Origin of the sequence: Burkholderia perseverans (assembly GCF_022870505.1) — a bacterium.
In the GTDB taxonomy this organism is placed as follows: Bacteria; Pseudomonadota; Gammaproteobacteria; order Burkholderiales; family Burkholderiaceae; genus Burkholderia; species Burkholderia plantarii.
The window spans coordinates 3,110,934-3,131,774 of the sequence record NZ_CP045094.1; the positions used below are offsets into that span (position 1 = coordinate 3,110,934).

Here is a 20,841-nt window from a genome sequence, read left to right on the forward strand (position 1 = left end):
TAGTCCCCACTGAGTCACAGCCATGACCGTCATCAAACAGGAAGACCTGATCCAGAGCGTCGCGGATTCGCTCCAGTACATCAGCTATTACCATCCGCTCGACTACATCGAGGCGCTCGGCCGCGCCTACGAAGCCGAACAGAGCCCGGCCGCGAAGGACGCGATCGCGCAGATCCTGACCAACAGCCGGATGTGCGCCGAAGGCCGCCGGCCGATCTGCCAGGACACCGGCATCGTGACGATCTTCGTGAAGGTCGGCATGGACGTGCGCTGGGACGGCGCGACGATGAGCGTGACCGACATGATCAACGAGGGCGTGCGCCGCGGTTACACGCACCCCGACAACGTGCTGCGCGCCTCGATCGTCAACCCGCCCGAAGGCGCCCGCAAGAACACCAGGGACAACACGCCGGCCGTGATCCACTACGAGATCGTGCCGGGCGACAAGGTCGACGTGCAGGTCGCGGCCAAGGGCGGCGGCTCCGAGAACAAGTCGAAGTTCGTGATGCTGAACCCGTCGGACTCGATCGTCGACTGGGTGCTCAAGACCGTGCCGACGATGGGCGCCGGCTGGTGCCCGCCGGGCATGCTCGGGATCGGCATCGGCGGCACCGCCGAGAAGGCGATGCTGATGGCCAAGGAATCGCTGATGGACGCGATCGACATCCAGGACGTCATCAAGCGCGGCCCGAACGACTGGGCCGAGGAACTGCGCGTCGAGCTGTATGAAAAGGTCAACGCGCTCGGCATCGGCGCGCAGGGCCTGGGCGGCCTCGCCACCGTGCTCGACGTCAAGATCCTGGCCGCGCCGACCCACGCGGCCTCGAAGCCGGTCGCGATGATCCCGAACTGCGCGGCCACCCGCCATGCGCACTTCACGCTCGACGGCTCGGGCGTGGCGCGCCTCGACCCGCCGCCGCTCGACGCCTGGCCGAAGGTGCAGTGGGAGCCGAACACCGAGACCAGCAAGCGCGTCGACCTGAACACGCTGACGCCGCAGGAAGTGGCGAGCTGGGCGCCGGGCCAGACGCTGCTGCTGTCGGGCAAGATGCTCACGGGCCGCGACGCCGCGCACAAGCGCATCGCCGACATGCTGGCCAAGGGCGAGCCGCTGCCGGTCGACTTCACGAACCGCGTGATCTACTACGTCGGCCCGGTCGACCCGGTGCGCGACGAGGCGGTCGGCCCCGCCGGCCCGACCACGGCCACCCGCATGGACAAGTTCACCGAGACCATGCTGGCGCAGACCGGCCTGATCTCGATGGTCGGCAAGGCCGAGCGCGGCCCGGTGGCGATCGAGGCGATCAAGAAGCACAAGGCGGCCTACCTGATGGCCGTCGGCGGCGCCGCCTACCTGGTGTCGAAGGCGATCCGCAGCGCCAAGGTGCTGGCGTTCGAGGATCTCGGCATGGAAGCGATCTACGAGTTCGACGTGGTCGACATGCCGGTGACGGTCGCGGTCGATTCGTCGGGCACCTCGGTGCATCAGACCGGCCCGAAGGAATGGCAGGCCAAGATCGGCAAGATTCCGGTCGCCACCGCGTGAACCAGACGCTGAGCGAGACATAATCGCCAATATCATTACCAGCTGAATAAGAATGATTTTCAGGCCGGATTTCAATCCGGCCTGCTTTACCCTTAATCATTCTCATTAACGCGGAAATCTTTGATTTTCCAATAACTTGGGCTTGGCTTTTGTGGTTCGAGCGTTTATCTTTCGTGTCCGGAACACCACGATACAAGGACGGAACGGTCATGCAAGGCGACAAGAAAGTTATCGAATTCCTCAACGCGCAGTTGAAGAACGAACTCACCGCGATTAATCAGTATTTCCTGCATGCGCGCATGTATCGCCACTGGGGCCTCGAGAAACTCGGCAAGCACGAGTACGACGAGTCGATCGGCGAAATGAAGCATGCGGACTGGCTGATCGAACGTGTTTTCATGCTCGACGGCCTGCCGAACCTGCAGGATCTGCACAAGCTGCTGATCGGCGAGGAAACCGAGGAAATCCTGAAGTGCGACCTGAAGCTCGAGTACATCTCGCAGGGCACCTGCAAGGACGCGATCGCCTACTGCGAATCCGTGCGTGACTACGTCTCGCGCGAGCTCTTCCAGAAGATTCTCGACGACACCGAAGAGCACATCGACTGGCTCGAAACGCAGATCGACCTGGTCGGCAAGGTCGGCATCCAGAACTACCAGCAGACCATGATGGGCTCGCCGTCCTGAGTCCGGCGTCGTAATATGGCGGATCGCCATCCGCCGCTTCACCCTCCATGCCCAGCCTGCCCGCTTTCGCGCCAGAATCCGCCGCCGCACCGGTCGGCATCTTCGATTCCGGGCTGGGCGGCCTGTCGGTCCTGCGTGCCGCGCGCGCGCATCTGCCCGACGAGGCCTTCATCTATGTCGCCGATTCGCGCTACGCCCCATATGGCGAGCGCGACGACGCGTTCATCATCGAGCGCACGCTCGCGATCGGCGAATGGCTCGCCGCGCGAGGCGCGAAGGCGCTCGTGGTCGCCTGCAACACCGCCACCGCGCAATCGATCGCCGTGGTGCGCGAGACGCTGGCGATTCCGCTGATCGGCGTCGAGCCCGGCATCAAGCCGGCCACGCTCGTCTCGCAAAGCCGCGTGGCCGGCGTGCTGGCCACCGCCGCGACGCTGCGCAGCGCCCGCTTCGAGGCGCTGATCGCGCGTCACGCCGGCGACTGCCGGTTCCTGCTCCAGCCGGGCCACGGGCTCGTACAGGCCATCGAGCGCGGCGACACCGGCTCCGCCGAGTTGCGCGCGCTGCTGGCCGGCTATCTGGAGCCGATGCTCACCGCCGGCGCTGACACGCTGGTGCTCGGCTGCACCCACTACCCGTTTCTCGACGCCACGATCCGCGAGCTGACGCAAAATCGTCTGACCCTCATCGATACGGGCGAGGCGATCGCGCGACAACTCGCGCGCGTGCTCGACGAGCGCGGCCTGCGCTCGCCGGCCGGCGCCGCTCTGCGGCCGACACGCCTCTACTCCACCGACGACGGCGCCCGCCTGCAGGCGCTGGCTGCCCTGCTGCTCGGCCTCGACGCCGCCGCCGAAACGATTTCGATTCCGTCGCCGCGCGCCGCCGCCACCGCGCTTCCCGCCTGAAAGCGCGCCGGGAGCAGCGCCAAAGCGGTCCGAATACGGCCTCCTGCATGGCCGAGGCGCCTGCCGGGGCACCTGACACGGCGCGGTGACGTTTCTGCAAGCCCCTGCTAAGCACCTGGATTAGTTACAAAAAACCGCGGGATGGGCTTGCCAAGCCACCCGAATATAATGATAATAATTCGCATTAACGTTAGCTATCGCGCTCATCATGATCGTCTGCGTGTGCAAGTCCGTGTCCGACCGAAAGATCCGCGCCTCGCTCGCCGAGGGCGTCGCGTCTTTCGACGAGTTGCAGTTCGAACTCGGCGTCTCCACCTGCTGCGGCAAGTGCGAGGAGTCGGTGCGCGAGCTGATGGCCGAGCACGGCGTCTGCGAGAGCCAGTGCGGCGTCTCGCACCCGCAGGCCGTCCCCGTCACGTTCTTCGAACGCAAGGCGGCCTGATCGGCAACCTCGCTAACACACGCGGCTGACTGCCGCGTTTTCGTTTGACCATTCCGTCAGCGAGCCTGCAATCGCTAGCCAACGGCCAACCGCCTGGGAGCTGTGATGGAATTGCTGATCGGATTCGTAACCACCCTGTGCATTTCGCTGCTGATTTTCCGCAAGTGATGCATGATCACGCGGTCGGCGCCCGGCGCGCCGCCACCTAGACTGGCAGACATGCAGGCTTCGACTCCCGTCCCGACCGGTTCCGTGCCGGTCGCCCCCCGTTTCAATCGTCGCATCGCCATCGCGAGCGCCATCGTCCTCCTCGGACATGCCGCGCTGATCGGCGGCGCGCTGTTGATGCCACGCGACGAATTGCCGCAACCCAAGCTCGAATCGACGATGACGGTGCAATTGCTGTCGGCTCCGGTCGCCCAGCCCGTCTCGCTCGAATCGAAGCCGACTCCACCGCCGCCCAAGCCGGTGCCGAAGCCGAAGGTCGTGCCGAAGCCGGTCGTCAGGCCGACGCCGACGCCGCTGCCGGTATCGCGCGAGCCGTCGAGCAACGTCGTGCAGGCACCCGAGCCGACGCCGCCCGCGCCGCCGGCCCCGGCCGCACCGCCGGCGCCTCCCGCCCCGCCGCCGCCGGTGCGTCCTACCATGGAGATCGTCGCGCCGAAGGAAGGCCCGAAACTGGTCTGCCAGGTGCGCGAGCCCGATTACCCGACGCTGTCGAAGCGGCGCGGCGAGACCGGCACGGCCACCGTGCGCTTCGTGGTCGGCCTGAGCGGCCAGATCGAAAGCGTGAAGGTCGTGCAGAGCAGCGGCTTCCAGCGCCTGGACGACGCCGCGGCCGACGCGATCCGGGCCACGCCGTGCAAGCCGTACATGGAAAACGGCCAGCCGGTGCGCGCCGCCTACACGCAGCCGTTCAAGTTCAACCTGAACGACGACTGATCGAACCGATCGATAACTGATTCAGCCTCACCGGATTCAAACAAAGGAAAGGAAATGCAAAGCTACGGTATCGCGCACGTCTGGGCGCAAGGTGATTTCGTGACGCGCGCCATCGCGATCGTGCTGCTCGTCATGTCGGTGATGTCCTGGCTCGTCATCGTCATCAAGGGCTGGAACGTGATTCGGCTCGGCCGCCTGATGAAGAACGCCGACCAGGCGTTCTGGCATTCCGACGAGTTCGACAAGGGCGTGCAGAAGCTGCGCGACGCGTCGTCGAGCATGCAGGACAACCCGCTGCTCGCGCTCGCGCTGGCCGGCCAGGAAGCGGCCGAGCACCATCAGCAGACGCAGCCGCACCTGCACGACCGCATGGACGTGTCGGAGTGGATCACGCGCTGCCTGAAGGACACCATGGACGGCAGCGTCGCGCGCATGCAGAGCGGCCTCGCGGTGCTCGCCTCGATCGGCAGCACGGCGCCGTTCGTCGGCCTGTTCGGCACGGTGTGGGGCATCTATCACGCGCTGCTGACGATCGGCGCGACCGGCCAGACCTCGATCGACCAGGTCGCCGGCCCGGTCGGCGAATCGCTGATCATGACCGCGTTCGGCCTGTTCGTCGCGATCCCGGCCGTGCTCGGCTACAACGCGCTGACGCGCGCCAACAAGGGCGTCGTCACGAAGCTGCGCCGCTTCGCGCACGGCCTGCACGCCTATTTCGTGACGGGCACGCGCCTCGCCTCGACGAAGGGCCGCGATTCGATCCGCCTCGCGTCCACGCGCGCGCACACCCACTGAGCGGAGTCCCAGCATGGCAATGAACTCCTCGTTCGGCGATGACGACGACGACGGCCTGATGAACGAGATCAACATGACGCCGCTCGTCGACGTCATGCTCGTGCTGCTGATCATCTTCCTCGTCACGCTGCCGGCGATCCACCACGCGGTGAAGATCGACCTGCCCCACGCGAGCAGCCAGAAGGTCGACATCAAGCCGAAGACGATCGATGTGGCGATCCAGGCCGACGGCACGGTGATGTGGAACGACCAGCCCGTCAGCGATGCCGAGCTGCAGGCGAAGATCGCCGAGGCCGCGAAGGTCGATCCGCAGCCGGAACTGCATCTGCGCGCCGATCGCAAGATCGCCTACGAGCGCGTCGCCGACGTGATGTCGGCCGCGCAATCGGGCGGCCTCACGAAGCTCGGTTTCGTGACCGATCCGAAATCGAAATAAGGACTGGCGCGGCGCGTCCGCAAGCAGTTCGGACCAATCGACCGGCAAGATCGGCGCCATAAAGGAAAAGGCCTTCATCGTTCGATGAAGGCCTTTTTTATGCGCACGCGGGCGCCTTCGGGCGGCGGGCTCTTCGGCGGCGTCAGGCGCCTGGAGCAACGCAATGCGGCACGCCGTGGTCTGCACGGACTGGCGCGTTCTGCCCTATCTGGCTCGCAACATATGCGGCCACCGGATTCGCTAGGAACGTCCCTTCGCGATTGGGATTTCAATATAGGCCGCGGCGCGCGGGCATTCAAGCGTGCCCCGATTGAATCTCACGATGGCGCGCGGCGCTTCGATGACAAAACCGATTCATGCCGCCGCGACGCTCCGCTCGGCCCGCTTTTCCTCGCGCTCGGGACAGGAGGGCTCGCGGTAATCGTTGTCGAGCTTCTCGACGAGGAAATCGACGAACGAACGCACCGCGGGCGGCATGCCCTGGCGCGACACGAACACCGCATAGAGCTGCGGCACCGGCAGCGTCCAGCCCGGCATCACCGGCGACAGCTGCCCCGCGCGCAGCGCGTTGCCGTACATCATTTCCGGCAGCGCGGCAATCCCGACCCCGTCGAGCACCGCCTCGCGGATCGTCATCAGGTCAGCCGTCACGAGCCGCGGCTCGTGCTCGTGCTGATGGCGCGTGCCGTCGGGCGCGATCAGCGTGAACACGTGGCGGCCGTCGCCGGACGGCGTGTCGAGCGTCTCGAAGCGTCCCAGGTCACCAGGCGCGAGCGGCGGCGCGTTCTGGCTCAGCAGACTCGGCGAGCCGACCAGCATCTGCTCGGTGCGCCACAGCGGACGCACCACGATGTTGGCGTTCTCGGGCGGCTCGGAGCGCACGCGCAAGGCCACATCGATCGAATCCTCGAACAGGTCGATCACCTGGTTCGTCACGCGCACCTGCACGCGCACCTCGGGGAAGCGATGCAGGAATTCGGGCAGCAGCCGCGACATCATCGTCTGCGACAGCGTAACCGGCACGCTGACGCGCACCGTCCCGCGCGGCGAGGCCCGCAGCTGCTGGACCGCATTCATCGCCGCCTGCGCCTCGGCCAGCATCGCCTGGCAATGCTGGTAGAACAGCTGCCCGGCCTCCGTCAGCGCGAGCTTGCGCGTCGAGCGCTGCAGCAGGCGCACGCCGAGCGTCGCCTCGAGCTCCGTCAAGCGCCGCGAAAGCCGCGACTTCGAGATGCCGAGGACGCGTTCCGCGGCCGAGAAGCCGCCATGTTCGACGACCTGCGAGAAGTACATCAGGTCGTTCAGGTTGTGTGCATCGATATTCATTTCATCGTTCCAATTCCAGAACGATCCATTGCGGATCGCGCCGATTTCAAGCGCTGGCGGGTCCATATAATAGCTTCGACCAGCCAGCCCGATCATTTCAGGACAATATCCGATGCCAGCACCGCGCTCGATCCAGCGCGTCTATCCGTCCCTGCGGGCCACGGAAGGCGCCGGTTTCCAGGTCCATCGCCCGTTCCCCACCCGCCTGCTCGCCGACTTCGATCCGTTCCTGCTGCTCGACGAGATGGGGCCGGTCGATTACGCGCCCGGTGCGGCGAAAGGCGCGCCCGATCATCCGCATCGCGGCTTCGAAACCGTCACCTACCTGCTCGATGGCCACTTCCGCCATCGTGATTCGGCGGGACACACGGGCGAGCTGCGCGCCGGCGACGTGCAATGGATGACGGCCGGTGCGGGGCTGATCCACAGCGAGATGCCCGACCCGGCGTTTGCGGCCGCGGGCGGACGCATCCACGGCTTCCAGCTCTGGGTGAACCTGCGCCGCGGCGACAAGCGGCTCGCGCCGCGCTATCAGGACCTCGCGGCAGCCGACATTCCGCGCGCAACCTCGGCCGACGGCCGCACCAGCGTGAAGGTGATCGCCGGCGAGGCGCTGGGCGTGCGCGCGGCGATCGACACGCAAACGCCGCTGCTGTATCTGCACCTGACGCTGCAGCCGCGCGCACGCATCAGCCTGCCCGTGCTGCGCGATCACCGCGTGTTCGCCTACCCGATCGCCGGCGCCGGCCATTACGGCGCGAGCCGGCAGGTCAGCGGCCCGCGGCAGATGATCGTGTTCGACGACGACGGCGATACCGTCGACCTCGAAGCCGGCGACGCACCGCTCGACGTGCTGCTGCTCGGCGGCCGTCCGATCGCCGAGCCTATCGTCCGCTACGGGCCGTTCGTGATGAATACCGAACAGGAGATTCGCGACGCGGTGGCCGATTACCAGGCCGGCAGGATGGGCGCGATCGAGGCCTGATCGGGGGCCGGACGAGGTTTGCGAATTGCGTCACAATGGTTTCCTCTTGCGGCTCGCCGCCACGTCGACAGAAGGAACCCGTACCCTTGAATTTTGAACACCTGATCCAGATCAATGCGCCGGACAACCCGACGTTGCCGACGCTCACCCGCGACCAACTCTGGGAAGGGCTCGTGCTGCGCGCCGAACAGCCGCAGTTGTTCGTGATCGGCCTCGATCGCTGCGAGATCCGCGAGCGTACCGGCACCACGCTCGAACGTGAACTGCATTTCGGTCAGGCGACGATCCGCGATCGCGTGACGTTCACGACGAACCATCAGGTGCGCTACGACATTCATGCCGCCAATGGCGAGATCGGCGGCTCGCTGACGATGACGATCGAGGAGCGCGCCGACGCCGAACTGTTCCTGCGCTTCGAATACCGCACTACGCTGCCCGACACGGCCGACACCGAAGACGCGCGGCAGACGCAGGGCATCGTCAAGGAGGCCTACCGCACCTCCGACATCGACACGGTCCGCTTGATCCGCGAATACGCTCAGGGCCGCCGGGACCCCGATCCGCTGCACTGAACGCGCTGCATGCCGGCGCTCTTCGGAGCGCTGCCGGCACGGGTTTTACAAAAAACTATCAGCATCTGCGTTTCGATGAAAAAACATCGGTTGTAAATGGGAATAATTATCATTTAGAATTCATTCCATCGACTCGCAACTGATTAAACGTCCTGATGACCGAACTCATGCGCTCCTCCACGCTGACCCTGCGCCGCACCAGCGGCGTCGTACCCGGTGGCCGCACGAAAGTGGCGGCTGTCACGAAGACGGAATCCACGGCCAAGCCGGATTCGAATCAGCGCGTCGTCGCCAGCGATACGCTGCTGCAGGGCCGCACGCATGTCTCGATCATGCATAACGGCGAAACTTACCAGCTGCGCGCTACTCGCCTGGGTAAACTGATTTTGACGAAGTAAGTACCGAGTATTGTGGGGACCACCTCCCTGAGAGGTGTTGGGCACTAGCCAGCCGTAACGGCTTGCACGCGAGATCTAGACCCCTTCGTGCAACCACACTCAAGCAGTCGTTACAGCAAGCCAAGCCATTTTTTTTGGTTCTCATGCAGATGGACAAAAAGCGACGTGCCTGACGGGCACGTCGCTTTTTTTATGCTTCGAGCGGCACGCGCGGGATGCAAAGCGCTATCTGTTCAGACGTCAGAAATGCCAGAACATCAACCACCAGGCGCTATCGACGATCGCGAGTGCCAGCACGAAACCGGCCGTCGCGGCAAGACGACGCGGCAAGCCCGCATAGCGGCCGGTCACGCGCCAGGCCAGCCACGCGCTCCATGTATTCGAGATAACGAGGATCGCAATTCGCACCGGCGACGCCCAATCGAGCGGCACATGCTCGGCGCGCAACAGCGACAACGTGGTTGCCGACAGGCCGAGGAACACGCCTGCCCCCGCGAGCGGAATCAGCGCCTGCGTCAGATGGTGCAGCCGCACGCGCTCGAAGCGGCCGAGCATCGCGACCGACGCCGCCAGCACGATCAGCAGCGCGGTGCCATAGATCAGGCCGGTGCCGACGATATAGCCGACCACGAGACCGCCGTCGAGCCACGAGAACACGTCGTTCTGCTCGGGATAGTGCGTGAGCAGGAACCACGGCGCGTTCGTCTCGAGCGGCCAAGTGATGTCCTGGTCGATCAGCCAGCCCGCGAGCCATTGCTTGATCGCCACGAACCACGGGCTCGCGGTCCAGTGGAACGCGCCGATCGCGATGCCGAGCAGGCCATACAGGATCAGCGCGGTGTCCCAGGCACTCGCCTGTTTATCGCCGAGCTCGACGACTTCCTCGGCCGGTGAACGCAGCGTCAGCGCAATCGCATCGCGGTGGCCACTGCATCGGCCGCACATATGGCAGGCGGCCGCGCCCTTCATGTTGCGCAGCGGGACGAGCGGCGCGCAGTTGATCGGAATCACGCGATGACCATGCTCGCCTTGCGTGTACGAGCGGCGCCAGGCGTCCTCGTCGACCTTGAAACGCAGCGGCGCGAGGCGCGCGAGCAGCGCGAACACGCCGTTGACGGGGCACAGATACTTGCACCAGACGCGCTTCTCGCGGCCGTACAGCAGGCCGATCACCATCGCGGCAAAGGTCGAGCCGCCCAGCACCAGCAGCACCGCGCGCGGATACTGATAGACGCTGACCATCTGCCCGTAGATCGTGGTGATGCCGAACGCGACGAACGGCCAGCCGCCCCAGCGCATCCAGCGCGGGATCGCGCGGCCGCGGCCGAACTTGCTGGCGAACTCGGCGAGCGCGCCCTCGGGGCACAGCACGCCGCACCAGACACGCCCGAGCATCACCATCGACAGCAGCACGAACGGCCACCAGATGCCCCAGAACACGAACTGCGCGGCCAGCGTCAGATTGCTCCACAGGTGCGCCGTGTCGTCGGGCAGCGGCGTGAACGCCGGCACCAGGATCAGGAACGCGTAGACGCCGACCACGACCCACTGGATCCCGCGAATCAAGCCGCCGTGGCGCTGCATCCAGTGGCCGGCCTCGGACAGCCGGCTCCAGCTCCAGCGCGCGCCGCGCACGGCCGTGCTCATGCAGCCCGCCCCGTCGCGGCGACCGGGCGGCGCGCCGTGAGCTTCAGCAGCGCGTAGACGACCACCCAATAGGCCACGTAGGCAACGAGGTTCATCAGCGCCGGATGCGCACGATAGCCGGTCAGCGTCGCGACCAGCGAGCCGAACGTGCTCGAATCATCGAGGATCGCCGAGGTGTCCCACAGCTGCGAAATGCCGAGCGGCAGGATTTCCTTGTCGATCAGCTTGTCGACGCCGGCCTCGAACAGGCCCGCGCCGAGGAACAGCAGCATGATTTCCGTGACGCGGAAGAACAGCCGCCACGAGAACACCTTGCCGCCCAGCTGCAGCACGTAGAACGTCAACAGCGCGAGCGCGAAGCCGATCAGCACCGCGAACACCTGTGCGCCGCCAACATGGCCCGACTGCCCGAACCCGAGGCCGTAGAGGAAGATCACCGTCTCGCTGCCCTCGCGCGCGATCGCGAGCGCGACCAGTACGGCTACGCCCCACCAGTTCGCGGTCTTCGTGGTCTCCTGCAGCGATTGCTCCATCTCGCGCTTGAGCGTGCGCCCGTGCCGCTTCATCCAGATCACCATCTGCACGATCAGCACGCAGGCAACCAGCACCATCGCGGTCTGGAAATAGTCCTGCGCATCGCCGGACAGCACTTCGGTGAACCCGACCAGCGCGGCACCAAGACCGATCGCCAGCAGCAGGCCGGCCGCGACGCCGACCCACAGATACGGCAGCCCGCGACGCGCCTGGGCGTCGCCGTTCCTGAGCCAGGCATAGAGAATGCCCACGACGAGCAGCGCCTCGACGCTCTCGCGCCAGACGATGAAGATGATTTGACCCATTGAAACCTCCGTGTACCCCGGCCGCGGCGGGGCTTCCGCGGCCGCACGATAAATCGGGACTACTTCGCGACGATGACGCCCTGCGCCTGCTGGTGAAAATCGTCGAAGAACTTGTACTCGCCCGGCGACTGCGGCGCGATCACGACGAACGATTCGGCACCGGGCGCGAGCACCTTCTCCTTGCGCAACTGAACGCTTTCGAACTCGACCGCGCCCTTGCCGGTATTGCGGACCTCGATCTTGAAGCGCTGGCCGGCCGGCACCTCAATGCGCGCCGGATTGAGCTTGCCGTCCGCCATCTCGAGCTTGAAGGTCGGCAGATCGGCCGCATGAGCAGCAACGGCGGCCGCGGCGGTGACGAAAGCGACGAGCGAGGCGGCGAAAATCCTGGGGAATCTCATTGTGTTTCTCGTTGAGGGCGGCACCGTGCGACGCCGCCCGGCCGTACCGGACGGCGCGGCGCGGTACGCGACGCGATCAGTAACCACCCTTCTTGCCGATGCCCGCGAACGGGAAATCGTATTCGAGCGTGAACGGCTTGAACCACGGGCCCACGCCCGTTTCCTTGTCGACGTGGCGGCCGAACGCCATGTGGCCCATCTGCATCGGCGGCTTTACCGTCATCGACAGGTGGTACTTGCCCGGGCCGTCGAGCTTGACGTTGTCGCCATAGTGCGGGCCGTCGTTCGCGACCATGCCCATCAGGTCGCCTTCCGCCTTCCACTTCGCGTCACCCTGCTTGGTCAGCTTGTACTCGACCTGCAGATACGGCATCCAGTCGCCCTCGGCGAAGCCGGTCGGGTTGTTCTTCACCGCATGGATGTCCGTCTCGAGATGGATGTCGGAATCCGATGCCTTGCGCATCATGCCTTCCGGTTCCATCGTGATCGGCTGCAGATATACGACGCCGACTTCCATGCCACCCTGGATCTGCTGCTTGCCGATCGGATACTCGGCCGCCGACGCCGACATCGCGACCAGCGCCGCCGCGACTGCAATCCCGCTACGGGCGAGGGATGAAGCGAACATTGAAACTCCTTGTTTTTATCGTCTGGTGAACTGAAACCCCGCCTCGCGAACGCCCACGAAAGCACCTGAGCCGATCGACAGTGCGGGTAACTACGAACGTTAATGCGAACCATTCTCAATAATTCGCGAGTTTAGCACCGAACCCCGCGGCGGACAACGCGGAAAGAAATTCAAACCCTTGATGCAGAAAGGATTTCGGAAGTTTCGTGGGGAGGGCCGCCGGCCGGCGCGCGGGGCCGGCACGACGAAATCGGAGCGCTCAGCGGGCCCCGCCGACGTGATCGCCGACGTTGGCGCCGAACACGCGCTCGCGCAGCAGCGCGAGCTGGTCGCGGGTCTGGGCCGCCTTCTCGAATTCGAGGTTCTTGGCGTAGTCGGCCATCTGTTTTTCGAGCCGTTTGATTTCCTTCGCCAGCTGCTTCTCCGACATGTCCTCGAATTTCGCGCGCTGCTGCGCTTCCTTCAGTTCGGCACGCGCCTCGTCGACGTTGTAGACGCCGTCGATGATGTCCTTGATTCGCTTCACCACGCCGCGCGGCGTAATACCGAGCTTCTCGTTGTGCGCGATCTGCTTGGCACGGCGCCGCTCGGTCTCGTCGATCGCGCGGCGCATCGAATCGGTCATGTTGTCGGCGTAGAGGATCGCCTTGCCGTTCACGTTACGCGCCGCGCGGCCGATCGTCTGGATCAGCGAGCGCTCGGCGCGCAGGAAGCCTTCCTTGTCCGCGTCGAGGATCGCGACGAGCGACACCTCTGGAATGTCGAGCCCCTCGCGCAGCAGGTTGATCCCGACCAGCACGTCGAACGTGCCGAGCCGCAGGTCGCGGATGATTTCAACGCGCTCCACGGTGTCGATGTCGCTGTGCAGATAGCGGACCTTGACGCCGTGATCGGCCAGGAATTCGGTGAGCTGCTCGGCCATGCGCTTGGTCAGCACCGTGATCAGCACGCGTTCGCCAGCCTTCACGCGCTCGTTGATTTCGGCCAGCGCGTCATCGACCTGCGAACTCGCGGGCCGCACCTCGATCTCGGGATCGACGAGCCCCGTCGGCCGCACCACCTGCTCGGCCACCTGCCCCGACACGCGCTGCTCGTAGTCGGCCGGCGTCGCCGACACGAACACGACCTGCCGCATCTTGCGTTCGAACTCGGGAAATTTCAGCGGCCGGTTGTCGAGCGCGGACGGCAGGCGGAACCCATAGTTGACGAGATTCTCCTTGCGCGCGCGGTCGCCGTTGTACATGCCGTTCAGCTGGCCGATCAGCACATGCGATTCGTCGAGCAGCATCAGCGCATCGGACGGCAGGTAGTCGACCAGCGTCGGCGGCGGCTCGCCGGGCGCCGCGCCCGAGAAGTGCCGCGAATAGTTCTCGATGCCCTTGCAGAAGCCGAGTTCCTGCAGCATCTCGAGATCGAAACGGGTGCGCTGCTCGAGCCGCTGCGCCTCGACGAGACGGTTGTCGCCGTAAAAAAATTCGAGCCGCTCGCGCAATTCCTCCTTGATCGTCTCGACCGCGCGCATCACGGTGTCGCGCGGCGTCACGTAGTGCGACGACGGGTAGACGGTGAAGCGCGCAATCTTCTGGCGCACCCGGCCCGTCAGCGGATCGAACAGCTGCAGCGTCTCGACTTCGTCGTCGAACAATTCGACGCGCACCGCCATCTCGGCGTGCTCGGCCGGGAAGATGTCGATCGTGTCGCCGCGCACGCGAAACGTGCCGCGCTGGAAATCCTGCTCGTTGCGCGTGTACTGCATCGCGATCAGCCGCGCGATCACGTCGCGCTGGCCGATCCGGTCGCCGTTGCGCAGCGTCAGGATCATCTGGTGGTACTCGGACGGGTTGCCGATACCGTAGATCGCCGACACGGTCGCGACGATCACCACGTCGCGCCGCTCCATCAGACTCTTGGTCGCCGACAGCCGCATCTGCTCGATGTGCTCGTTGATCGACGAGTCCTTTTCGATGAACAGGTCGCGCTGCGGCACGTAGGCTTCCGGCTGGTAATAGTCGTAGTACGAGACGAAGTACTCGACCGCGTTGCGCGGGAAGAACTCGCGGAACTCCGAATAGAGCTGGGCGGCGAGCGTCTTGTTCGGCGCAAACACGATGGCCGGGCGGCCGAGCCGCGCGATCGTGTTCGCCATCGTGAAGGTCTTGCCGGAACCCGTCACGCCGAGCAGCGTCTGGAACGACAGGCCGTCCTCGACGCCCTCGACGAGCGTATCGATCGCGGTGGGCTGGTCGCCCGCCGGCGGATACGGCTGGTAGAGGTGGAACGGGGAGCCGTCGAACTCGACAAATTTCGATTCGTCGAGTTCTTCGGCAACTTCGGGGGAATGTTCGGACATGGGTCGAAAGCCGGGCCGCGTGCAAACGAGCATTCTAGCGCTTCGGCGTCGGGCGGGCTGAACGCCCGACGCCGCCCGGTTCACGCCCCGATACCTACGACGACGCCCCGGCTTTGGCCGAAATCGCGACGCAATTCGCTACAATAGAAAGATTCGCTCCGGCAGCCGCGGCGGCGTCAGACTGCGCGGCCTCCCGTCTTCGCTCGCACGGGATCCGGCCCCCGATTTCATTCCACTACTTACTGCTGCGAAATCATCATGTCGCTCTTCTCCGCTGTCGAACTCGCGCCCCGCGATCCGATCCTGGGCCTCAACGAAGCATTTAACGCCGATACGCGCCCGACCAAGGTGAACCTCGGCGTCGGCGTGTATACCAACGAGGAAGGCAAGATCCCGCTGCTGCGCGCGGTGCGCGACGCGGAAAAGGCGCGGGTCGAGGCCGGCCTGCCGCGCGGCTATCTGCCGATCGACGGGATCGCCGCCTATGACGCGGCCGTGCAGAAGCAGGTGCTCGGCAACGATTCCCCGCTGATCGCGGCGGGCCGCGTCGTGACCGCGCAGGCAATCGGCGGCACGGGCGCGCTGAAGATCGGAGCCGACTTCCTGCGCATGCTGAACCCGAATGCCCGCGTCGCGATCAGCAACCCGAGCTGGGAAAACCACCGCGCGCTGTTCGAGATGGCCGGCTTCCCGGTCGACGTCTATCCGTACTACGACGCGGCCACGAACGGCGTGAACTTCGACGCCATGCTCGACGCGCTGAACGGCTACGCGGCCGGCACGATCGTCGTGCTGCACGCCTGCTGCCACAACCCGACCGGCGTCGACCTGACGGAAGCTCAGTGGGGCCAGGTGGTCGAAGTGGTCAAGGCACGCCAGCTCGTGCCGTTCCTCGACATGGCCTACCAGGGCTTCGGCGAAAGCCTCGAAGCCGATTCGGCAGCCGTGCGCCTGTTCGCCGCTGCGGACCTGAATGTGTTCGTGTCGTCGTCGTTCTCGAAGTCGTTCTCGCTGTATGGCGAGCGCATCGGCGCGCTGTCGATCATCACCGAGAGCAAGGACGAAGCCACGCGCGTGCTGTCGCAACTGAAGCGCGTGATCCGCACCAACTACTCGAACCCGCCGACGCATGGCGGCGCGCTCGTCTCGGCGGTGCTGGCCTCGCCGGAACTGTATGCCGCCTGGGTCGAGGAACTCGGCGAAATGCGCGACCGCATCCGCGCGATGCGCAACGGCCTCGTCGAGCGCCTGAAGGCAAGTGGCGTCGATCGCGACTTCAGCTTCATCAATGCGCAACGCGGCATGTTCTCGTACTCGGGCCTGACGGCCGCCCAGGTTGATCGCCTGCGCGAAGAGTTCGGCATCTATGCCGTCAGCACGGGCCGCATCTGCGTGGCCGCGCTGAACACGCGCAACCTCGACGCGGTCGCGAACGCAATCGCGGCAGTGCTGAAGTAAACGGCATCGCGGCGCGGACCTCGCACCGCGTTCTACCGAAAACGCGCTCCCGGGAGCGCGTTTTTTTATTCCGGCGCCGATCGGTGCCAATCGCTGGCCGTGGACACGCGCGGCACAACGTGCTCGCTGCCGGCTCGCGCCCGATAGCCGCCTGCGCGACCCGCCAGCGTCACTGCATGAACCAGCCGTGGCTGACGACGAACGACTGGCCCGTGAGCGCCGCGCTCGGGAACGCCGACAGGAACAGCACCGTCTGCGCCACGTCCTCCACGGTCGTGAACACGCCGTCCACCGTATTGCCGAGCATCACCTTCTTGATGACTTCATCCTCGCTGATGCCGAGTTCCTTGGCCTGCTCGGGGATCTGCTTGTCGACCAGCGGCGTGCGCACGAAGCCCGGGCAGACCACGTGCGAGCGCACGTTGTGCTTCGCGCCTTCCTTGGCCAGCACGCGCGCGAGACCGAGCAGACCATGCTTGGCCGTCACGTAGGCCGACTTCAGCGGCGAGGCCTCGTGCGAATGCACCGAGCCCATGTAGATCACCACGCCACCACGGTCGTCCTTGTACATGTACTTGAGCGCGGCCTTGGTGGTCAGGAACGCGCCGTCCACGTGGATCGCCTGCATCTTCTTCCAGTCAGCAAACGAGTAGTTCTCGATCGGGTTGACGATCTGGATGCCGGCGTTCGACACCAGGATGTCGATCGAGCCGAACGCCTGCGCGACCTTGTCGATGCCCTCGTTCACGGCTTCTTCGCTCGTGACGTCCATCGCCACGCCGAGCGCCTTGCCGCCCGCCTGCCGGATCTGCTCGGCCACCGCGTTCGCGCCATCCTGATTCAGGTCGGCGATCGCCACGGCCGCGCCCGCTTTCGCGAGCTCCAGGGCGATTTCCTTGCCGATGCCGCTCGCGGCGCCCGTAACCACGGCGACTTTGCCGTCCAATTTCAAAACCATACCGACGTCTCCCCAATCCAGTTCGATCCATGAAAACATTGCCGCGCCCGCGCCGCAAGCCGGCCGTTCGACCAATGCCGCTGCGCGCGCGGCGCTGCTATTGTGCATGAAGCGGACTGCATGCAGCCGCCAAACGGGCTAAGCTAGCCGCTGTCCCAATTCGAGGAGGTCACATGAATTACAGGCGTTTGGGTCGCTCGGGGCTGCAGGTCAGCGAATTGTCGATCGGCTCGTGGGTGACATACGGCAATCAGGTCGACCAGCACGCCGCGCGCGAATCGCTGGCCGCGGCACGCGATGCCGGCATCAACTTCTTCGACAACGCCGAGGTCTATGCGCACGGCCAATCCGAAGAAATCATGGGCGAGGCGCTGAAGGCGCTCGGCTGGTCGCGCGTCAGCTACGTCGTCTCGACGAAATTCTTCTGGGGCTTGAACGAGGCCCCGAACCAATACCACACGCTGAACCGCAAATACCTGATGGATGCGATCGACGGATCGCTGCGGCGGCTGAAGCTCGACTACGTCGATCTCGTGTTCTGTCATCGCCCCGATCCGAACACGCCGATCGAGGAAACGGTCTGGGCGATGAGCGACATGATCACGCGCGGCAAGGCGCAGTACTGGGGCACGTCGGAGTGGAGCGCCGACGAGATCCGGGCGGCCTACGGCATCGCCGAGCGGCATCACCTGCACAAGCCGGTCATGGAGCAGCCGCAATACAACCTGTTCCACCGGCGCCGTGTCGAGCGTGAATACCGGCGGCTTTATGAAGACATCGGCCTTGGCCTGACGACCTGGAGCCCGCTTGCATCGGGTCTGCTGACCGGCAAGTATCGCAATGGCGTTCCCGAAGGCAGCCGGGCCGCGGTGCAGGGTTACGACTGGCTGCGCGACCAGCTCACGCATCCCGCGAAAAACGAAGCGGTCGCCAAGCTTGCCGCCATCGCCGACGAACTCGGCTGCACCGTCGCCCAACTCGCGATCGCCTGGGTGCTGAAGAATCCGAACGTCAGCACCGTGATCACCGGCGCCTCGCGCGTCGAGCAGATCGGCGAGAACATGAAGGCGGTCGAGGTGGCGGCGCGGATTTCGCCCGAGCTGAAGCAGCGTATCGAAGAGATCGTCGGCGATCAGGCCCAGTAGGCGCCGTCGCGTACAATAGCCGGTCGCGCGACCATCAGGTGTCGATGCCGCCCCTGCGGCGCCGGCATCAAGTCCGCGGCCGATTTCGATTTCATTCGCCTCATCCCCCGCCATGTTCAGTTATCGCCACGCGTTCCATGCCGGCAACCATGCGGATGTGCTCAAGCACACCGTTGTCGTCCAGTTGCTTAACTATTTCAACAAGAAAGACAAGTCTTACTGGTACATCGACACGCATGCGGGCGCGGGGATCTACGCACTGGACGAAGGTTTCGCCGCCAAGACCGCCGAGTACGAAACCGGCATCGCGAAACTGTGGAATGCGGACAAGCTGCCCGAAGCCCTCGAAGCGTATGTCGCCGAGATCCGCGCCTGCAACGATGCCGGCCAATTGCGCTATTACCCGGGCTCGCCCTATCTGGCGTGGCGCCTGCTGCGCGAGCAGGACCGGATGCGATTGTTCGAGATGCACAGTACCGAAATCGGCGTGCTGCGGCACAACTTCCGCGATGCCGGCCGCCGCGCCATGGTTTATGCGGCCGACGGCTTCGAGGGGCTCAAGGCACTGCTGCCTCCGCCGCCGCGCCGGGCCATGGTGCTGATCGATCCGTCGTATGAGGACAAGCGCGACTATGCGCGAACGCTGACCTGTATCGAAGAGGGGCTGAAGCGCTTCGCAACCGGCTGCTACGCTGTCTGGTATCCGCAGGTCAAGCGTCCAGAATCCGAACGCTTCCCCGACCACCTGAAACGCCTGCAGCCGGGCAACTGGTTGCATCTGACGCTGACTGTCAGCCATCCGCCCTCGGACGGCTTCGGGCTCTATGGCAGCGGCATGTTCATCCTGAATCCGCCGTATACGCTGGTGGAATCGATGCGCAACGCCCTGCCGTATCTGGCGGATGCACTTGGGCAGGACAGCGGTGCCAAGTTCGGGATCGAATCACGCAGCGCATGACCCGCCTCGGCCTGCCAGGCCGAGGCCCGCATGGCGTCTATTGCCGATAGGACGGTGTCGGCACCTTGATATAAGGCGCCACGACCATTGGCATCTGGTTGTTCTGTTGCTGCCCCGCCGGCTGCCGAATCTCGGCCGGCGTGACGATTGGCGCCGGATTGAGCGGCGCTGTCTGCAGCACGACACCGGAACGGCCGTCATGAATACCGGTTTGCGTGTCGAGCACAACGGGCGGCCGGTCTTGCGCGGCAATCGCGCCATGGCTCGCAGCCATGCAGATCAGTCCAAGCACTACGAGCTTGGGAGTGCCGGAGCCACGCGTTTGGGAGTCGTCAAGGCGCATACCATCCATCCCTGGTTGAGATCGTTAGCGACACGATAGCGCGGACAGCGTGGCATGTGACCAATTTCGCCGCGCAAAAAACAAAAGCCCCGACAATTTCGGGGCTCGTTCTGCTTCGCATGCTCGACGCATGCTTGAATCCGGTCAGGTCTTACAGCGAGTAGCCGTTCGTTTCGAGGGCGCGGATACGCTGCTCAAGTTGAACGATATCGCTCGATTCGGCCAGATAGGCTTCGCGGCGTTCACGCTCTGCGGATTCGAACCAGTAGCTCAGCTTTTCGACGATGTATGCAACCATGATGCTCTCCAAGGAAGTTTGAGATCCCCCGGTGAATCATTTCAGGGATATCCCGTATAGGGTTATCCCGGATTATAGCGGGAGTGCACCAGGATGCTAATGAAATGCACGAATGAAAGGCATTCCAAGATGGAATGAAATGCTGTCGAACCGGTCAGCGCCTTGATTTATATGAAATTAGGCAGGTCAGGATTGATCTTGCAGTGAACGAAAATGCACAACAAAGGTGCATTCAGGCATCAGCGAGGCGCTCGAGGATCGGGCACTCCGGCCGATCGTCGCCATGGCAGTAGGCCGCGAGCCTGGCCAGTGTATTGCGCATGTCGGTCAGCTCGGCAATGCGCCGGTCCAGTTCGGAGACGTGCTCAAGTGCGATCGACTTGACCTCCGCACTCGCGCGGCCACGATCCTGCCAGAGTGCGAGAAGCTTGCGCACGTCGTCGACCAGGAAGCCAAGCCGGCGCGCCTGCCGAATGAACGTCAACAAATGGATTTCGTTGTCGCCGTACGTGCGGTAGCCGGCATCGGTTCGCTGCGCCGGTTCGATCAAGCCCACGCTTTCGTAGTAACGGATCATCTTCGCACTGACGCCCGAAGCGCGAGCAGCTTCACCGATATTCACGCGATTCTCCCAAAGCAATTTCGGAGATCTTAGCGCGATGTCGCTATCGGCGTGCAAGGGGCCATCACGCGCGCTTTCCGCGTCTGGAAAAGACAAAACCCCCACTGCCTGGGCAGCGGGGGTTTCGAAGGAGGAAGCCTGACGATTACCTACTTTCA

Annotated in this window: 23 protein-coding genes; 13 read left to right on the forward strand and 10 right to left on the reverse strand. The window is 64.6% G+C overall.

Annotated features, from left to right (window positions below):
• Window positions 1–22: 22 nt before the first annotated feature.
• From BpN12_RS28270 to BpN12_RS28300, 7 genes are all read left to right on the forward strand, one after another.
• Complete coding sequence (locus BpN12_RS28270) at window positions 23–1,546, forward strand: fumarate hydratase (RefSeq protein WP_246795479.1); 1,524 nt, start codon at window positions 23–25, stop codon at window positions 1,544–1,546.
• Window positions 1,547–1,755: 209 nt separating this feature from the next.
• Window positions 1,756–2,232, forward strand: a complete 477-nt coding sequence (gene bfr, locus BpN12_RS28275) for a bacterioferritin (protein WP_246795480.1) — start codon at window positions 1,756–1,758, stop codon at window positions 2,230–2,232.
• A gap of 47 nt (window positions 2,233–2,279) precedes the next feature.
• Window positions 2,280–3,140 carry a glutamate racemase gene (gene murI / locus BpN12_RS28280; protein WP_246795481.1) on the forward strand — a complete coding sequence of 287 codons (861 nt, stop codon included), beginning with the start codon at window positions 2,280–2,282 and terminating at the stop codon, window positions 3,138–3,140.
• 208 nt (window positions 3,141–3,348) lie between these two features.
• Window positions 3,349–3,582, forward strand: a complete 234-nt coding sequence (locus BpN12_RS28285) for a (2Fe-2S)-binding protein (RefSeq protein ID WP_042625557.1) — start codon at window positions 3,349–3,351, stop codon at window positions 3,580–3,582.
• A 219-nt stretch (window positions 3,583–3,801) separates the two neighbouring features.
• A complete protein-coding gene (locus BpN12_RS28290; RefSeq protein ID WP_246798031.1) occupies window positions 3,802–4,524 on the forward strand; it encodes an energy transducer TonB in 723 nt (240 codons plus the stop codon).
• 54 nt (window positions 4,525–4,578) lie between these two features.
• On the forward strand, window positions 4,579–5,319 hold the full coding sequence (locus BpN12_RS28295; protein WP_246795482.1) for a MotA/TolQ/ExbB proton channel family protein: 741 nt from the start codon (window positions 4,579–4,581) through the stop codon (window positions 5,317–5,319).
• Between the two features lie 13 nt (window positions 5,320–5,332).
• Window positions 5,333–5,755 carry an ExbD/TolR family protein gene (locus BpN12_RS28300; RefSeq protein WP_198251590.1) on the forward strand — a complete coding sequence of 141 codons (423 nt, stop codon included), beginning with the start codon at window positions 5,333–5,335 and terminating at the stop codon, window positions 5,753–5,755.
• Between the two features lie 354 nt (window positions 5,756–6,109).
• On the opposite strand, the gene BpN12_RS28305 is transcribed toward BpN12_RS28300, so the two are convergent.
• A complete protein-coding gene (locus tag BpN12_RS28305) occupies window positions 6,110–7,081 on the reverse strand; it encodes a LysR family transcriptional regulator (protein ID WP_246795483.1) in 972 nt (323 codons plus the stop codon).
• 112 nt (window positions 7,082–7,193) lie between these two features.
• On the opposite strand from BpN12_RS28305, the gene BpN12_RS28310 reads away from it, so the two are divergent.
• The 3 genes from BpN12_RS28310 (at window position 7,194) to hemP (ending at window position 9,036) form a co-directional block, all read left to right on the forward strand.
• The gene (locus BpN12_RS28310; protein ID WP_246795484.1) at window positions 7,194–8,066 is read left to right on the forward strand and encodes a pirin family protein; all 873 of its coding nucleotides are present in this window, start codon (window positions 7,194–7,196) and stop codon (window positions 8,064–8,066) included.
• An 86-nt stretch (window positions 8,067–8,152) separates the two neighbouring features.
• The gene (locus tag BpN12_RS28315) at window positions 8,153–8,638 is read left to right on the forward strand and encodes an SRPBCC family protein (protein WP_246795485.1); all 486 of its coding nucleotides are present in this window, start codon (window positions 8,153–8,155) and stop codon (window positions 8,636–8,638) included.
• A gap of 155 nt (window positions 8,639–8,793) precedes the next feature.
• A complete protein-coding gene (gene hemP, locus BpN12_RS28320; protein ID WP_042625563.1) occupies window positions 8,794–9,036 on the forward strand; it encodes a hemin uptake protein HemP in 243 nt (80 codons plus the stop codon).
• 240 nt (window positions 9,037–9,276) lie between these two features.
• Here hemP and BpN12_RS28325 read toward each other — a convergent pair whose 3' ends face one another.
• The 5 genes from BpN12_RS28325 to uvrB form a co-directional block, all read right to left on the reverse strand.
• A complete protein-coding gene (locus BpN12_RS28325) occupies window positions 9,277–10,683 on the reverse strand; it encodes a 4Fe-4S binding protein (protein ID WP_246795486.1) in 1,407 nt (468 codons plus the stop codon).
• Window positions 10,680–11,522, reverse strand: coding sequence for an FTR1 family iron permease (locus BpN12_RS28330; RefSeq protein WP_246795487.1), 843 nt, complete (start codon window positions 11,520–11,522; stop codon window positions 10,680–10,682). The genes BpN12_RS28325 and BpN12_RS28330 overlap by 4 nt, the downstream gene beginning before the upstream one ends.
• A 59-nt stretch (window positions 11,523–11,581) precedes the next feature.
• Window positions 11,582–11,923, reverse strand: coding sequence for a cupredoxin domain-containing protein (locus BpN12_RS28335; RefSeq protein ID WP_246798032.1), 342 nt, complete (start codon window positions 11,921–11,923; stop codon window positions 11,582–11,584).
• Window positions 11,924–11,999: 76 nt separating this feature from the next.
• Window positions 12,000–12,551: an iron transporter gene (locus BpN12_RS28340; protein WP_246795488.1), complete on the reverse strand. Its 552-nt coding sequence runs from the start codon at window positions 12,549–12,551 to the stop codon at window positions 12,000–12,002.
• Window positions 12,552–12,810: 259 nt separating this feature from the next.
• Window positions 12,811–14,901 carry an excinuclease ABC subunit UvrB gene (gene uvrB / locus BpN12_RS28345; RefSeq protein WP_246795489.1) on the reverse strand — a complete coding sequence of 697 codons (2,091 nt, stop codon included), beginning with the start codon at window positions 14,899–14,901 and terminating at the stop codon, window positions 12,811–12,813.
• Between the two features lie 258 nt (window positions 14,902–15,159).
• Here uvrB and BpN12_RS28350 point away from each other — a divergent pair, with 258 nt between their 5' ends.
• Window positions 15,160–16,359: an amino acid aminotransferase gene (locus BpN12_RS28350; protein ID WP_246795490.1), complete on the forward strand. Its 1,200-nt coding sequence runs from the start codon at window positions 15,160–15,162 to the stop codon at window positions 16,357–16,359.
• A gap of 169 nt (window positions 16,360–16,528) precedes the next feature.
• On the opposite strand, the gene BpN12_RS28355 is transcribed toward BpN12_RS28350, so the two are convergent.
• Window positions 16,529–17,317, reverse strand: coding sequence for a 3-hydroxybutyrate dehydrogenase (locus BpN12_RS28355; protein WP_246795491.1), 789 nt, complete (start codon window positions 17,315–17,317; stop codon window positions 16,529–16,531).
• 173 nt (window positions 17,318–17,490) lie between these two features.
• Here BpN12_RS28355 and BpN12_RS28360 point away from each other — a divergent pair, with 173 nt between their 5' ends.
• Both BpN12_RS28360 and BpN12_RS28365 read left to right on the forward strand, forming a co-directional pair.
• Complete coding sequence (locus tag BpN12_RS28360; RefSeq protein ID WP_246795492.1) at window positions 17,491–18,462, forward strand: potassium channel beta subunit family protein; 972 nt, start codon at window positions 17,491–17,493, stop codon at window positions 18,460–18,462.
• A gap of 112 nt (window positions 18,463–18,574) precedes the next feature.
• Entirely contained in the window at window positions 18,575–19,420 is an 846-nt protein-coding gene (locus tag BpN12_RS28365) for a 23S rRNA (adenine(2030)-N(6))-methyltransferase RlmJ (protein ID WP_246795493.1), read from the forward strand.
• 37 nt (window positions 19,421–19,457) lie between these two features.
• Here BpN12_RS28365 and BpN12_RS28370 read toward each other — a convergent pair whose 3' ends face one another.
• The 3 genes from BpN12_RS28370 to cueR all read right to left on the reverse strand — a co-directional run bounded on the left by BpN12_RS28370 (window position 19,458) and on the right by cueR (window position 20,683).
• Complete coding sequence (locus BpN12_RS28370; RefSeq protein ID WP_425306333.1) at window positions 19,458–19,694, reverse strand: hypothetical protein; 237 nt, start codon at window positions 19,692–19,694, stop codon at window positions 19,458–19,460.
• 220 nt (window positions 19,695–19,914) lie between these two features.
• Entirely contained in the window at window positions 19,915–20,061 is a 147-nt protein-coding gene (locus tag BpN12_RS28375) for a DUF3563 family protein (protein WP_080937219.1), read from the reverse strand.
• 232 nt (window positions 20,062–20,293) lie between these two features.
• Window positions 20,294–20,683: a Cu(I)-responsive transcriptional regulator gene (gene cueR / locus BpN12_RS28380; protein ID WP_246798033.1), complete on the reverse strand. Its 390-nt coding sequence runs from the start codon at window positions 20,681–20,683 to the stop codon at window positions 20,294–20,296.
• Window positions 20,684–20,841 lie beyond the last annotated feature (158 nt).